11 protein-coding genes, 10 tRNA genes and 1 rRNA gene are annotated in these 12358 nt (G+C 40.3%); 18 read left to right on the top strand and 4 right to left on the bottom strand.

Features of this window, described 5'->3' with window-relative positions; all coding sequences use genetic code 11:
* Positions 1 to 207: 207 nt before the first annotated feature.
* The 3 genes from BIV60_RS02620 to BIV60_RS02610 all read right to left on the bottom strand — a co-directional run bounded on the left by BIV60_RS02620 (position 208) and on the right by BIV60_RS02610 (position 3728).
* The gene (locus BIV60_RS02620; RefSeq protein WP_071354173.1) at positions 208 to 1368 is read right to left on the bottom strand and encodes a Ger(x)C family spore germination protein; all 1161 of its coding nucleotides are present in this window, start codon (positions 1366 to 1368) and stop codon (positions 208 to 210) included.
* Positions 1368 to 2912 carry a spore germination protein gene (locus BIV60_RS02615; RefSeq protein ID WP_071354172.1) on the bottom strand — a complete coding sequence of 515 codons (1545 nt, stop codon included), beginning with the start codon at positions 2910 to 2912 and terminating at the stop codon, positions 1368 to 1370. Before BIV60_RS02615 ends, BIV60_RS02620 begins: the two co-directional genes overlap by 1 nt.
* An 87-nt stretch (positions 2913 to 2999) precedes the next feature.
* Positions 3000 to 3728 carry a rhomboid family intramembrane serine protease gene (locus BIV60_RS02610; RefSeq protein ID WP_071354171.1) on the bottom strand — a complete coding sequence of 243 codons (729 nt, stop codon included), beginning with the start codon at positions 3726 to 3728 and terminating at the stop codon, positions 3000 to 3002.
* Between the two features lie 78 nt (positions 3729 to 3806).
* On the opposite strand from BIV60_RS02610, the gene acpS reads away from it, so the two are divergent.
* The 6 genes from acpS to BIV60_RS02580 all read left to right on the top strand — a co-directional run bounded on the left by acpS (position 3807) and on the right by BIV60_RS02580 (position 10219).
* Complete coding sequence (gene acpS, locus BIV60_RS02605; protein WP_071354170.1) at positions 3807 to 4169, top strand: holo-ACP synthase; 363 nt, start codon at positions 3807 to 3809, stop codon at positions 4167 to 4169.
* A 163-nt stretch (positions 4170 to 4332) separates the two neighbouring features.
* Positions 4333 to 5346, top strand: a complete 1014-nt coding sequence (locus BIV60_RS02600) for a LolA family protein (RefSeq protein WP_071354169.1) — start codon at positions 4333 to 4335, stop codon at positions 5344 to 5346.
* A 345-nt stretch (positions 5347 to 5691) separates the two neighbouring features.
* The gene (gene alr / locus BIV60_RS02595) at positions 5692 to 6852 is read left to right on the top strand and encodes an alanine racemase (protein WP_071354168.1); all 1161 of its coding nucleotides are present in this window, start codon (positions 5692 to 5694) and stop codon (positions 6850 to 6852) included.
* Positions 6853 to 7041: 189 nt separating this feature from the next.
* Complete coding sequence (locus BIV60_RS02590; RefSeq protein ID WP_071354167.1) at positions 7042 to 7323, top strand: CopG family ribbon-helix-helix protein; 282 nt, start codon at positions 7042 to 7044, stop codon at positions 7321 to 7323.
* Between the two features lie 4 nt (positions 7324 to 7327).
* The gene (locus BIV60_RS02585; protein ID WP_026574157.1) at positions 7328 to 7678 is read left to right on the top strand and encodes a type II toxin-antitoxin system PemK/MazF family toxin; all 351 of its coding nucleotides are present in this window, start codon (positions 7328 to 7330) and stop codon (positions 7676 to 7678) included.
* Between the two features lie 387 nt (positions 7679 to 8065).
* Positions 8066 to 10219 carry a Tex family protein gene (locus tag BIV60_RS02580; protein WP_177177206.1) on the top strand — a complete coding sequence of 718 codons (2154 nt, stop codon included), beginning with the start codon at positions 8066 to 8068 and terminating at the stop codon, positions 10217 to 10219.
* Positions 10220 to 10240: 21 nt separating this feature from the next.
* Here BIV60_RS02580 and cmpA read toward each other — a convergent pair whose 3' ends face one another.
* A complete protein-coding gene (gene cmpA / locus BIV60_RS29050) occupies positions 10241 to 10354 on the bottom strand; it encodes a cortex morphogenetic protein CmpA (protein WP_127484595.1) in 114 nt (37 codons plus the stop codon).
* Positions 10355 to 10509: 155 nt separating this feature from the next.
* Between cmpA and BIV60_RS02575 the strand changes: the two genes are divergently transcribed.
* The 12 genes from BIV60_RS02575 to BIV60_RS02520 form a co-directional block, all read left to right on the top strand.
* The gene (locus tag BIV60_RS02575; protein WP_071354165.1) at positions 10510 to 10983 is read left to right on the top strand and encodes a SprT family protein; all 474 of its coding nucleotides are present in this window, start codon (positions 10510 to 10512) and stop codon (positions 10981 to 10983) included.
* 107 nt (positions 10984 to 11090) lie between these two features.
* Positions 11091 to 11165, top strand: a tRNA-Asn gene (locus tag BIV60_RS02570).
* A gap of 3 nt (positions 11166 to 11168) precedes the next feature.
* Positions 11169 to 11256 (top strand) — tRNA-Ser (locus tag BIV60_RS02565).
* A 9-nt stretch (positions 11257 to 11265) separates the two neighbouring features.
* Positions 11266 to 11337, top strand: a tRNA-Glu gene (locus tag BIV60_RS02560).
* 48 nt (positions 11338 to 11385) lie between these two features.
* A tRNA-Asp gene (locus tag BIV60_RS02555) sits at positions 11386 to 11462 on the top strand.
* Positions 11463 to 11484: 22 nt separating this feature from the next.
* Positions 11485 to 11559: transfer RNA gene (locus tag BIV60_RS02550), tRNA-Gln, on the top strand.
* A 9-nt stretch (positions 11560 to 11568) separates the two neighbouring features.
* A tRNA-Leu gene (locus BIV60_RS02545) sits at positions 11569 to 11653 on the top strand.
* Between the two features lie 62 nt (positions 11654 to 11715).
* Positions 11716 to 11801 (top strand) — tRNA-Leu (locus BIV60_RS02540).
* A gap of 59 nt (positions 11802 to 11860) precedes the next feature.
* A tRNA-Arg gene (locus BIV60_RS02535) sits at positions 11861 to 11937 on the top strand.
* Positions 11938 to 11943: 6 nt separating this feature from the next.
* Positions 11944 to 12020: transfer RNA gene (locus BIV60_RS02530), tRNA-Pro, on the top strand.
* Between the two features lie 15 nt (positions 12021 to 12035).
* Positions 12036 to 12109: transfer RNA gene (locus BIV60_RS02525), tRNA-Gly, on the top strand.
* A gap of 120 nt (positions 12110 to 12229) precedes the next feature.
* Positions 12230 to 12358, top strand: a 16S ribosomal RNA gene (locus BIV60_RS02520); the annotation flags it as partial.

Raw genomic sequence — 12358 nt, 5'->3', positions numbered from 1 at the left:
AAATTTTCTGTTGTATTGGTTTAAATAACAATTGAATGAAATCACTTGGACTTGGCATCTGTTTAAATAATACGGTAGAAATACAATAAATAAAGGAAGCACCCATGAAACAAAAAACAATCCAATAGGTTCTTTTTTTTCGATTTTTATTTTTTAAGTATGCCCACTCGTAGCCAAATATTATGATAAATCCCAGGATGATTAAAATCATGAATTTCTTTCCTTTTCCCAAAATGGGTTATTTTCTGCACCGTGACGTTCGATTTGTAAATCAAGATGAACATTTATTTTTGCCTTTTGACTATAGACTTCCGGCCAGTCTCCTTTTATCTCTTTCCATATTTTGGGTTTATACCACGATAAGTATTCACCAAATTGAAAAACATCCGCCTTCACTTCTTGCGAAGCCTTTAAAGCGGCTTGAACTCTATTTCTAATTTGCTTTTCAGCTATTCGCTCTAGTCGAACTACTTGTTTTTGATTTGATAAATCCATATCTGAGTGGGATTCCGAAATATTCCCATCCGCTTTTATCTCCACATTAAATGTGTACGGCTCTTTTTTAGAAGGGCGAATTTTTGTATGAGCATTCATCACTAATAAACTGATCAAATTTTGATCTGTCGGTGATTTTATTGTTACTTCAGCCCCTTTTACCAGATTGCGGAGCCAGAACGATCCTCGTCCCACCTCTATGTCTAATTTTCCGACCATTTTATAGTTATGAAACAAAGCCATCTCCCCAGGGCTGACAAAGAGCCCCTCTTTCCTATCCTCACTTAGCATTTTTATGTATTTCTTTGCTAATAGACCGACAATCATATCACCATTTCTCGTTTCAAGAAAGTCTTTTGGGGTTGTATCTAATGTAACTTTTCTTTGTGTAAACGATATAGGAATAGCGGTTGGAAACCGTTCAAATATCGGAGTCAATTCTTCAATATCCTTTGCCTTTCCCGGTGCAATTAATAATGCCTGGTTAATATTTAAACTCGGTTCCCGGACAACAAACTCCAATATATCCTTGATTCCTTCCCTGGCCATTTCTTCACTAATTACAATGATCCTTGTATGTCCCCAGCTAATACTTCTGGTAATAGTTGCCTGTATTTTCTTATAGGCTTCTGTGAAGGACTTTCCGGTTGCGGAAAGAATTGTATATGGTTTTCCAGACGTACCGGCACCGCCAAGATCGCCAGGTACAAGGCGATTTGGCAGGGTAAACGAAAGACTTACCTCCATTTGGCCATTTGAGGCTTTATCAATGTAGATGGCGGCGACAAAAGCACGTTCGTTGAGTTCCAATTGTGACCAGCAGCCTGTTAATAATAAAGGGCATAAAAAGAAAGCCCATTTTAGATTTTTCATTAATCTTCATCATCCTCGAGTATGGATTTCTCGACATTTGAGCGAATGCGATCGTTTGACCCGGCAAAAGAAGGTCGGCGCTGCATCACCCACCATGGTGCGCGGATAAAGATATCCTTTAAATCGCTTACTCTAAGCGGAGCTGTAGGTGAAAGATAAGGCATGCCAAATGAACGCAGGCTTACTACATGGATATAAATTAAAATAGTCCCAATCATTAAACCGAATATTCCGAAGGTACCTGCTAAAATCATGAGAGGAAAACGAAGCAGCCGGACGGAAAATCCTAAATCATAACCGGGTATCACGAAGGAGGCAATCCCGGTAATCGAGACGATGATGACCATGATTGCAGAAACAATCCCTGCCTGCACGGCCGCTTGTCCGATGATGATTGCTCCTAAGATTCCAATAGCCTGACCGACTGCTTTTGGGGTGCGAATCCCTGCTTCCCGCAACCCTTCAAAAGCAATTTCCATTAAAAGTGCTTCCACGATACTCGGAAACGGAACATTCTCACGTGAGGCAGCAACACTCAATAAAAGACTCGTCGGAATCATTTCAGGATGAAAGGTGGTAATCGCAATATAAAAGGATGGGAATGTCAGTGAAACGATTAACCAGCCGTAGCGGAGCAAGCGAATAAAACTGGTAAGAAAATATCGTTGATAATAGTCTTCAGCGGCTTGAAGAAACATGTAAAAATTTACAGGAGCAATAAGCGGGATTGGGTCTCCATCGACAAAAATGACCACTCTTCCTTCAAGTAAAGCAGCAGCAGCGACATCCGGCCGTTCTGTCTTTTGGGATTGAGGAAATGGTGATAATGGACGGTCATCGATACACTCTTCAATATAGCTGCTTGCAAGGATGCCATCTATTTTAATCCGGCTAATTCTTTGTTTCACTTCCGCTATTAAATCATCTCTGCAAATTCCTTCTAAATAACTAATGATGACTTTCGTTTTCGTATACTTTCCGATTACAAGTTGTTCCATTTTTAAATCCGGCGTTTTTATTCTTCTGCGGATCATCGTGACATTCGTATGAATATCCTCCAAAAATGCCTCTCTTGGTCCTCTAATTACATTCTCATTTGTAGTTTCACTGCCGGTTCGCTTTTCAAAGTTTGTTAGAGGAAAAGCAATCATGCGGCTGTCGCCTTCGAAAAAAACGACAACTTTTCCATCCAAAATATTCTCAGATACTTCCTGCATGTCGGTAAGAATGCTGGTACACATTGTGCTGATCGATTGTAAATCAAGGATTTTATGAATTAATTCATTAGGGGATGAAGCAAAATTAGGCGAAACAATATATTTTAACACCTGGTCATCAAATAATTTCTGGTCCACCATACATTGTAAAAACACAATTCCACAGCGCGTTTGATTGGCCGTTAATTCGTGAAAGGTGATATCAATACTTTGTTGGAAGGTTTCTTTAAACCATTCCATTCGTACGTCAAAATCCGCCCCTAAAAAAACTTTTTTATTTTCTTTTTGGGTTTGCTGCAGCCTTTTTAATTTTGAAAAAAATGACATACTTCTCCCCCCATGAACTTTTTGTTAGAATGTCCTTTTCCTTGATAAAATATTAGAAAAAGAAAAACCTCCCACGGACGGAAGGTTTCATTTTTGTGAGAAAATGCCAATGATGACGATTAAGATTACGATGCCCCAAAACAAAATCTTCAAGGGGGATTTAACGGTAATCCTCTTTCTTTTTCCACTTGCCCAAGTTGTAACATCTTTGATGGAGTTGGAAAGTTCTCTTTTGTTGTAATAAGGAATGGCTCCAAGCAGGAATCCTCCAAGTAATCCGAAAAGATGGGCGATAATATTAATATTAGGCTGTAAAAATGTCATAATGAGACTGAGAGCACAAAGAACGAGAATAACTTGCGAGTTCTGACGTGACAGCCAATTTTTCCGGAAAAGGATAATGGCCAGATAGTAGCCGAAAAGACCAAAAATGGCGCCACTTGAACCGACATGTGTATAACTCATCGGTTCAAATACCAATGTTGCAAGGTTTGCAATCAAACCAGAGACAAGGTAGACAAAAAGAAATTTCCCACCGCCGAGCATTCGTTCAAGTGCCGGACCAAACAGCAGCAAGGAAATACTATTAAATAGCATATGGGCAAAACCGCTATGCAAAAAGGTCGGAGTAATCAGCCGCCAGTATTCGCCTTTCCAAATATAGAGGTTCACACCTGAAAGATGTTCGAAAAACCAGTAGTTCGGGAAAACTGGCAACACTGTGAAAAGATATAAAACAATATGAATGGCAATAATAATGGAAACAATCGGATACAAACGGATAAATTCACGAAAACCTTCCGTTCTTGTAAACATATGATACCCCCTGGAACTTTTACGACTTGTACACTATTATTTATGCCGATTTTAACTTAATTAGAAGGAAGTTGTAGCATGATTAAAGGAATTGGGATTGATATTATTGAATTATCACGAATTCAGGATTTATTACAAAGACAAAGAAAGTTTATTGACCGAATTTTAACCGACCTGGAAAAGCAAAAATTCGAAGTGCTTTCTGACCGGAGGCAGGTTGAATTTTTGGCGGGACGATTTGCTGCAAAAGAAGCTTTTTCAAAAGCTGTCGGCACAGGGATAGGAAAAGAGCTATCCTTTTTGGATATTGAAATTGGTTCGGACCCGTATGGAAAACCAATAATTATAAAACCAGATGTTAACGCTCACTTATCGATTTCCCACAGCCGGGAATATGCTGTAGCTCAAGTGGTCATTGAAAGCAATCATGATATTTTTTAAAGCTTGGACTCCTTGTTAGCATATTCCTAATGGTTGTCTCATATATTCATAGAGAATTAGGAGAGACAAGGTCAGCTATGGTCATTTTGGAAAGCGATTATTCTGACCCCTGCCTTTCTCTTCTCCATAATCATTTGAAATGAGACAAGAAGGGGTTGAAGGAATGAGAAAAAAGTTGTTGCTGCTAATAACGGGAATGATGGTCATCTTTTTGCTTGCAGCATGCGGGTCGAAGTCTCAAGATGATGTAAGAAAAGAGTTAAGTAGTAAACTAGATGATTTATCAGGCTATAAAGTAAATGCAAAAATGACTTTGAAAATGGGTACGGATTCCCAAGTGTATAATGTGGAAATCTGGCAAAAGGATAAGAAGTTTTATCGGGTGAATTTGAAAAATGCCGAAAAAGACCAAAGCCAAATGATTTTACGGAATGATGAAGGGGTATTTGTCCTTACTCCAGCCCTAAATAAAAGCTTCAAATTCCAAAGCGATTGGCCTCAAAACAGCAGTCAGGCTTACTTGTATGAATCATTAATTAAAGATATCATGATGGATAAAGAAGCGAAGTTTTCTTCAACCAAGGATTATTATGTTTTTGAAACAAAAACACGCTATCAAAATAATAGTATGCTTCCATTTCAAGAAATTAAGCTAAATAAAAAAGATCTTTCACCTGCAGTTGTAAAGGTAATGGATCCTGACCATAAGCCGCTTGTTACGGTTGAATTTGAAAAGGTTAAATTCAATACAAGCTTTGAAAAAGATGATTTTAAATTGAATAAGAATATGACACGCGCTCAAATCGGAATGCCGGCAATGGCAGAGCCTAAAGATGCCTCCTTTACCGTGAAATATCCTACAGCTGCTATTTCGGGAACGAAGTTAATTAAGGAAGATAATGTAAGTATCGAAGACGGCAAACGAGTTGTGTTAACCTATGAAGGTAAAAAATCATTTACACTTGTACAAGAAAAAGTAAATGTAAAAGATGTCTCCACTTCACCGATGTATGTAGAAGGTGATTTGGTAGATTTAGGTACAACCATTGGTGCCGTAACTAATCACTCTATTTCCTGGACACAAGACGGGGTAGATTACATGATTGCTTCAAAAAACCTTACTAGGGAAGAAATGATTGAAGCAGCACAATCCGTTCAAGGCGATGCAGTGAAATAATTTTTTTTAAGATAAGAAAGAAATTTTCGGCTTCGAGAATTTTCTAGCGCAAGCGCCTAGCCCCTCGAGGTCACAAGCCAATCCGTCTAAAAGGTTAAAGAACAACCTTTCGGCCGGCTTGTCTTGTGCTTGGCTACAGAAAGCTAACGCTTTCTGTACGCATTATGGGAGACTAATCTCTGGCTTCTCTACGATTTCCAGTCGATAAGTCTCCCTATATCGGGGCTGAGTAAGGCGCTTCTGCCAGGCTCTTTAAAGGGCCTGTTTTTGTGTGTTATTGAAGTATTTACCTATTTTTATGATAAAATAATATAGGATTTCATTAACGTACTAGGAAGTGGAAAAATGGAAGAGCGAGGCTTTTTCTATCGAGATACCTGGGCAGAGGTAGATTTGGATTGCATTCATAAGAATGTAGCGTCCGTTAAACAACTTCTGCCAAATGGAGTGGAAATCATTGCAGTTGTAAAAGCAAATGCCTATGGCCACGGGGATGTTCAAGTGGCAAGCGAGGCACTTGCTGCGGGTGCATCCTATTTGGCTGTCGCTTTTATGGATGAAGCAATGGCTTTAAGAAAGAAAGGCATTGCAGCGCCGATTCTTGTATTAGGTGCCAGTCGTGCAGAAGACGTTCAATACGCTTGTGACCACCAAATTACCTTAACTGTTTTTCAAATGAATTGGCTGCTGGAGGCTCAAAAACATTTAAAAACAGACAGCAGGCTGTCTGTTCATATAAAATTGGATACCGGAATGGGGAGACTTGGTATCAGCACTAAAGATGAACTAGCGGAATTTGAGGATTTTATATCCCGTGATGAGCGGTTTCATCTTGAAGGAGTTTTTACGCATTTTGCTACAGCAGATGAACCGGACCAAACTTATTTCCATCAGCAATTTGAATTATTTCAAGAATTAGTAAGTGCGCTGAAGGTTCGGCCGAAGTATGTTCATTGCAGTAACAGCGCCGCAACACTAAGGTTTAAAAGCAATGCCTATAATGCCGTCCGCCTGGGGATTGCCATGTACGGGCTGACCCCTTCGCTTGAAATGGAACCGGAAATCCCGTTCCCTTTGAATGAAGCCTTTTCACTAAGGTCAAAGCTTGTCCATGTAAAAAAACTGCATAAAGGTGATAAAGTCAGCTACGGTGCTACTTATGAAGCAAGCGGGGACGAATGGATAGGAACCGTACCGGTCGGCTATGCAGACGGTTGGATCCGAAAGCTTGGAAGCCAGGAAGTGTTAGTGAATGGGATCCGCGTTCCAATTGTCGGTAGAATCTGTATGGACCAATTCATGGTGCGGCTGCCGCAAGAGCTCCCAGTTGGTACGAAGGTAACGCTAATTGGGAAAGATCATCATCAGTTTATATCCATTAATGAAATTGCCAAAAAACTCGAAACGATCAATTACGAGATTCCATGTATCATCACGAGTCGAGTTCCACGTCTTTATAAAAAGAACGGAAAAATTGTCGAAATAAAAAACTACCTTCTACAGTAAAGAAAGGTAGTTTTTAAAAAAATAAAACATATTTATGATAATGCGGACTTTTTGTGCATAAAAGACTCTTTTATTGGCTTATAATACAATAGTATTAATAATTAGTCTATGCATTTAGGTTGATAAGTGTTATTATTAAATATGGTACAGAGAAAAATTGGTGTGTAGTGATGGTGGAGGTGTATGTTTGTGTCTGAATCTGGCGCAACTACGGAGATCTTAGTGAAATTACCGCAACATCTTTTAACCGAGTTAGATGGTTTTGTAAAACAAGAAAATGTAAATCGCAGCGAATTTATTTACCAAGCAACAAAAATGTATTTACGCGAACGTAAAAAAAGACAAATTCGTGAATCCATGAGACGTGGTTACATGGAAATGGCAAAGATTAATTTAAGGATTGCTTCTGAGGCATTTCAAGCAGAATACGAGGCAGAACACACAGTAGAACGTCTTGTAAGCGGAGGATAAACCTTTGATTGTCAAGCGTGGTGACGTATATTTCGCGGACCTATCCCCAGTTGTTGGTTCTGAACAAGGCGGCGTCCGTCCTGTACTTGTCATCCAAAACGACATCGGGAATCGGTTTAGTCCCACCGTTATTGTTGCAGCGATTACAGCTCAAATTCAAAAAGCGAAGCTTCCGACTCATGTTGAAATTGACGCGAAGCGTTACGGTTTTGAACGAGACTCAGTCATACTTTTAGAACAAATTCGTACAATAGATAAGCAGCGGTTAACCGATAAAATTACCCATCTCGATGACGAAATGATGGAAAAAGTGGATGATGCCTTGCGTGTAAGCATCGGTCTCATCGAATTCTAGTAAAGCACGCTCTTTTTGAAAGGGCGTTTTTTTATACATATTCTATTCTTCTACTGTGTTTTTCTGCTCAAAAGCAAGCTCGCCGGCTTGCTTTTTTTGTTTATTAAGGCTATTTTCGCATAGATTGTTGTTTTTCGTATAAGTCATCAACCCGAATAACTAAATGCTTCGTGGCATCTTTTCGTAAGAACATTTGCGAAAATTGCCTAGAAACTTAAGTGTTTGACCCTTATTAAGTTCTAAAAGCAACAAAGTTTACGAAAAGATCCTTTATTAACAAGCAAGTCCTTGGTTCGTGAATCGCTTGTATAGATTTGATACAATAATATGGAAATGATGAAGTGGAGGATTGTTTAAGTGAATGATACAGTCGTAAATGATGAGCAATTGTTGTTTAGTAAAATTGCTTCCGAGCAGGCAATTTCCGCTAAGCAAGTAAAAAGCGTAATTTCTCTTTTAAACGAAGGCAATACGGTTCCTTTTATTGCCCGCTACCGTAAAGAAATGACTGGAGCACTTGATGAAGTGCAGATTCGCAATATTTTAGAACGCTGGCAATATATTCAAAATCTCGAGCAGCGCAAAGAAGAAGTTCTAAGAATCATTACTGAACAAGGAAAACTAACGGAAGAACTGAGCCAGAGCATCAATCGCGCTGAAAAACTTCAAGAAGTCGAAGATTTATATCGGCCATACAAACAAAAACGCCGAACCAAAGCAACAGTTGCAAAAGAAAAAGGATTGGAACCTCTTGCAGAGTGGCTTATGACCTTCGCAAAGGAAAATGCTGAGGGAAAGGCACAGGGATTTATATCTGAAGAAAAAAAAGTCCTTTCCGTTGAAGATGCGATTGCGGGAGCGAAAGATATCATTGCTGAATGGGTAAGCGATGATGCGGATAGCCGGAAATGGATTCGTAAAGAAACCTTTAAATCGGGCACAGTCTCTTCCACAGTAAAGGAAGAGGAAAAGGACGAGAAAAAGGTTTATGAAATGTACTATGAATATGAAGAGCCAGTAAGCAAAATCGTCCCTCACCGCATTCTGGCCCTGAATCGCGGGGAAAAGGAAGAGATTTTAAGAGTTTCAATCAAAATGAATACTGACTTCATTATGAATTATCTCTCGAAAAAATGGGTCCGGAATCAGCATTCACCGGCCGCGCCGATTGTTGTGGAGGCGATTGAAGATAGTTATAAAAGATTAATCCAACCTTCGATTGAAAGGGAAATTCGCAGTGAATTAACAGAAAAGGCTGAGGAGCAGGCGATACATATTTTTTCAGAAAATCTTAGAAACTTGCTGCTTCAGCCGCCGCTCAAAGGAAAAGTTGTTATCGGGGTAGACCCGGCATACAGGACTGGCTGTAAGCTTGCTGTTGTGGATGAAACTGGAAAGGTTTTGAAAATTGATGTAATCTATCCGCACCCACCGGTTTCAAAAACTAAAGAAGCCAAGGAAAAATTCATCCAAATTCTTGGCGAGTATAAGGTAGAAATGGCTGCCATCGGAAACGGGACCGCATCAAGAGAAACTGAGCAGTTCGTTGCAGATATCTTAAAAGAGATGGACGAAGAAATTTTTTATTTAATTGTCAATGAAGCGGGTGCTAGTGTTTACTCCGCATCTGATATAGCAAGAGAAGAGTTTCCGAACTTCCAGGTAGAAGAAAGAAGTGCTGTATCTATCGCCCGGCGCTTACAAGACCCGCTTGCCGAGTTGGTAAAAATTGATCCGAAATCAGTAGGTGTAGGCCAATATCAGCATGATGTTTCCCAAAAACGCTTATCAGAATCATTACATTTTGTCGTAGAAACGGCTGTAAACAGAGTCGGGGTTAATGTTAATACAGCATCACCTTCACTTCTTCAATATGTTGCCGGCCTTACGAAAACTGCGGCCAACAATATTGTGAAGAAACGGGAAGAAGAAGGGAAATTTACAAGCAGAGTCCAATTAAAGAAGGTTCCGAGGCTTGGAGCGAAAACGTTTGAACAAGCAATTGGCTTCTTGAGAGTACTAGATGGAAAAGACCCCTTGGATCGCACCGGAATTCATCCGGAAAACTATGGTGAAGTGAAAAAACTATTAACCACTCTTGGATTTGCAACGAAGGATTTAGGAACTGATGAGTTAAAAGAAGCCCTTAATGCACTAGACCTAAAAACAGTGTCTGAGGAACTGTCGATTGGAGAATTAACCTTAAAAGATATTATTGATGCATTAGTAAGACCGGAAAGAGATCCGCGTGATGATTTGCCACGCCCGCTATTGAAAAAGGATGTTTTGAAATTAGAGGACCTTAAGCCGGGAATGGAACTTCAAGGGACTGTTCGAAACGTTGTCGACTTTGGCGCCTTTGTTGACATCGGTGTTAAACAGGACGGACTGGTTCATATTTCAAAGCTAAGCAATCGATTTGTTAAACACCCTTTAGATATCGTATCGGTTGGGGATGTGGTAACAGTCTGGGTGGATTCGGTTGATATGAATAAGGGCCGTGTGGCATTAACCATGCTGCCGCCGGAAAAACAATATTAAGAGCAAAGGAAAACACTGCAATTATGAGCAGTGTTTTTTTCTGTAAAAAAACCAGCATTGGTTTAAAAGCTTGATTTGATAGCGGTTTTTTTCATAAAAGGCTCTTTTCATTTGGTTTTGAAACCAAGTCGGCATAGTAAAACCTCCTGAAAGTAAATCATTAAAGGTAAATACAATATATGCTATAATGGGTTGTCATGTTAACTAGAAATTTGAAGGTATTTGTTATTTTGGACAGCGTATTGTAATGGTTAGATGAAAACCGTGAAGTGGAAAGTGAGGGAAGGAAATTGGAGGCACAAGAGCTTCAAAGGTTGGTTGAAAAAATATCAATTGAGGCATTTGGAAAACCTTTTCTACATCAAGCTTCGTTTAACCCCAGATTGCGTTCAACCGGTGGAAGATACCTTTTAGGTACACATAATATTGAACTTAATAAGAAGTACTTGGAGCAATTCGGTAAGAACGAATTAATTGGAATCATCAAGCATGAACTTTGCCACTACCATCTTCATCTTGAGGGAAAAGGCTATCAGCATCGTGACCTTGATTTTAAATGGTTATTAAAAAAGGTGGGAGCGCCGAGGTTTTGTACACCACTTAAAGAAAAATTTCCGGAAAGAACAGTCAAAAAAATACTCGTTTACGAATGTACAAACTGTCATCTTCATTTTCAAAGAAAAAGAAGGATCGACACGAACCGGTATGTTTGCGGAAAATGCCGAGGAAAGTTAAAGGAAATCAAAGAAGTAATCTTAGGTTAGTACAAAAAATGAAATTTATTTTTCTTGTAAAATGATGTTGACTTTGAATGCTAACGTCATTATAATATGAAGAGTCGATAAGGAAATCGCCTTATTTTACAAGTTATTCCGCAGTAGCTCAGTGGTAGAGCTATCGGCTGTTAACCGATCGGTCGTAGGTTCGAATCCTACCTGCGGAGCCATATGGGGAAGTACTCAAGAGGCTGAAGAGGCGCCCCTGCTAAGGGTGTAGGTCGGGTAACCGGCGCGAGGGTTCAAATCCCTCCTTCTCCGTAGTAAAAAGGCCCCTTGGTCAAGCGGTTAAGACACCGCCCTTTCACGGCGGTAACACGGGTTCGAATCCCGTAGGGGTCATCAGGGATGGGAAATGAACATAAGCTCATTTCCTGTTTCTTAAAAAATGGTCTGGTAGTTCAGTTGGTTAGAATGCCTGCCTGTCACGCAGGAGGTCGCGGGTTCGAGTCCCGTCCAGACCGCCATTTTATTTTGAAATTTTTTTGATGGGCTATAGCCAAGCGGTAAGGCAACGGACTTTGACTCCGTCATTCGTTGGTTCGAATCCAGCTAGCCCAGCCACTTCATTATGCGGGTGTGGCGGAATTGGCAGACGCACCAGACTTAGGATCTGGCGCCGCAAGGCGTGGGGGTTCGACTCCCTTCACCCGCACCATTATTTACCTGTTGAAATATCTTCAAAGGTATGGTAAGATTATTTTTGTCGCTATTTTAAATGCGGTCGTGGCGGAATGGCAGACGCGCTAGGTTGAGGGCCTAGTGGGGGCAACCCCGTGGAGGTTCAAGTCCTCTCGGCCGCACCAAAAAACACTTGACAAAACAATTTCGGTTTGTTAAGATATAAAAGTTGCTTTTAAAATATGCGCCCGTAGCTCAATTGGATAGAGCGTTTGACTACGGATCAAAAGGTTATGGGTTCGACTCCTTTCGGGCGCGCCATAAGTACGGGAAGTAGCTCAGCTTGGTAGAGCACTTGGTTTGGGACCAAGGGGTCGCAGGTTCGAATCCTGTCTTCCCGACCAGTTAAAATATTATATGCGGGTGTAGTTTAGTGGTAAAACCACAGCCTTCCAAGCTGTTGTTGTGGGTTCGATTCCCATCACCCGCTCCATTATTAAAGAATTAGTAAACTTGTTCTTTGAAAACTAAACAAACAAAAACGTCAACAAACAATAATTATTCATTTCATTTATTGAAGTGAAGCCAACGTAAAATTCGAGCTACATCAACTTTCTTGGAGAGTTTGATCCTGGCTCAGGACGAACGCTGGCGGCGTGCCTAATACATGCAAGTCGAGCGAATCGATAGGAGCTTGCTCCTGTTGGTTAGCGGCGGACGGGTGAGTAACACGTGGGCAACC

The organism is Bacillus sp. MUM 116 (assembly GCF_001866655.1).
Taxonomy (GTDB): Bacteria; Bacillota; Bacilli; order Bacillales; family Cytobacillaceae; genus Neobacillus.
The sequence above is the reverse complement of the archived record's forward strand: the minus strand, read 5'-3'. Positions and strand labels throughout refer to the sequence as shown.

Bases quoted from the DNA above. Each gene is read 5' to 3' on its own strand.
- BIV60_RS02620 (WP_071354173.1), bottom strand. From the start codon at position 1,368: ATGAAAAATCTAAAATGGGCTTTCTTTTTATGCCCTTTATTATTAACA.
- BIV60_RS02615 (WP_071354172.1), bottom strand. From the start codon at position 2,912: ATGTCATTTTTTTCAAAATTAAAAAGGCTGCAGCAAACCCAAAAAGAA.
- BIV60_RS02610 (WP_071354171.1), bottom strand. From the start codon at position 3,728: ATGTTTACAAGAACGGAAGGTTTTCGTGAATTTATCCGTTTGTATCCG.
- acpS (WP_071354170.1), top strand. From the start codon at position 3,807: ATGATTAAAGGAATTGGGATTGATATTATTGAATTATCACGAATTCAG.
- BIV60_RS02600 (WP_071354169.1), top strand. From the start codon at position 4,333: ATGAGAAAAAAGTTGTTGCTGCTAATAACGGGAATGATGGTCATCTTT.
- alr (WP_071354168.1), top strand. From the start codon at position 5,692: ATGGAAGAGCGAGGCTTTTTCTATCGAGATACCTGGGCAGAGGTAGAT.
- cmpA (WP_127484595.1), bottom strand. From the start codon at position 10,354: ATGCCGACTTGGTTTCAAAACCAAATGAAAAGAGCCTTTTATGAAAAA.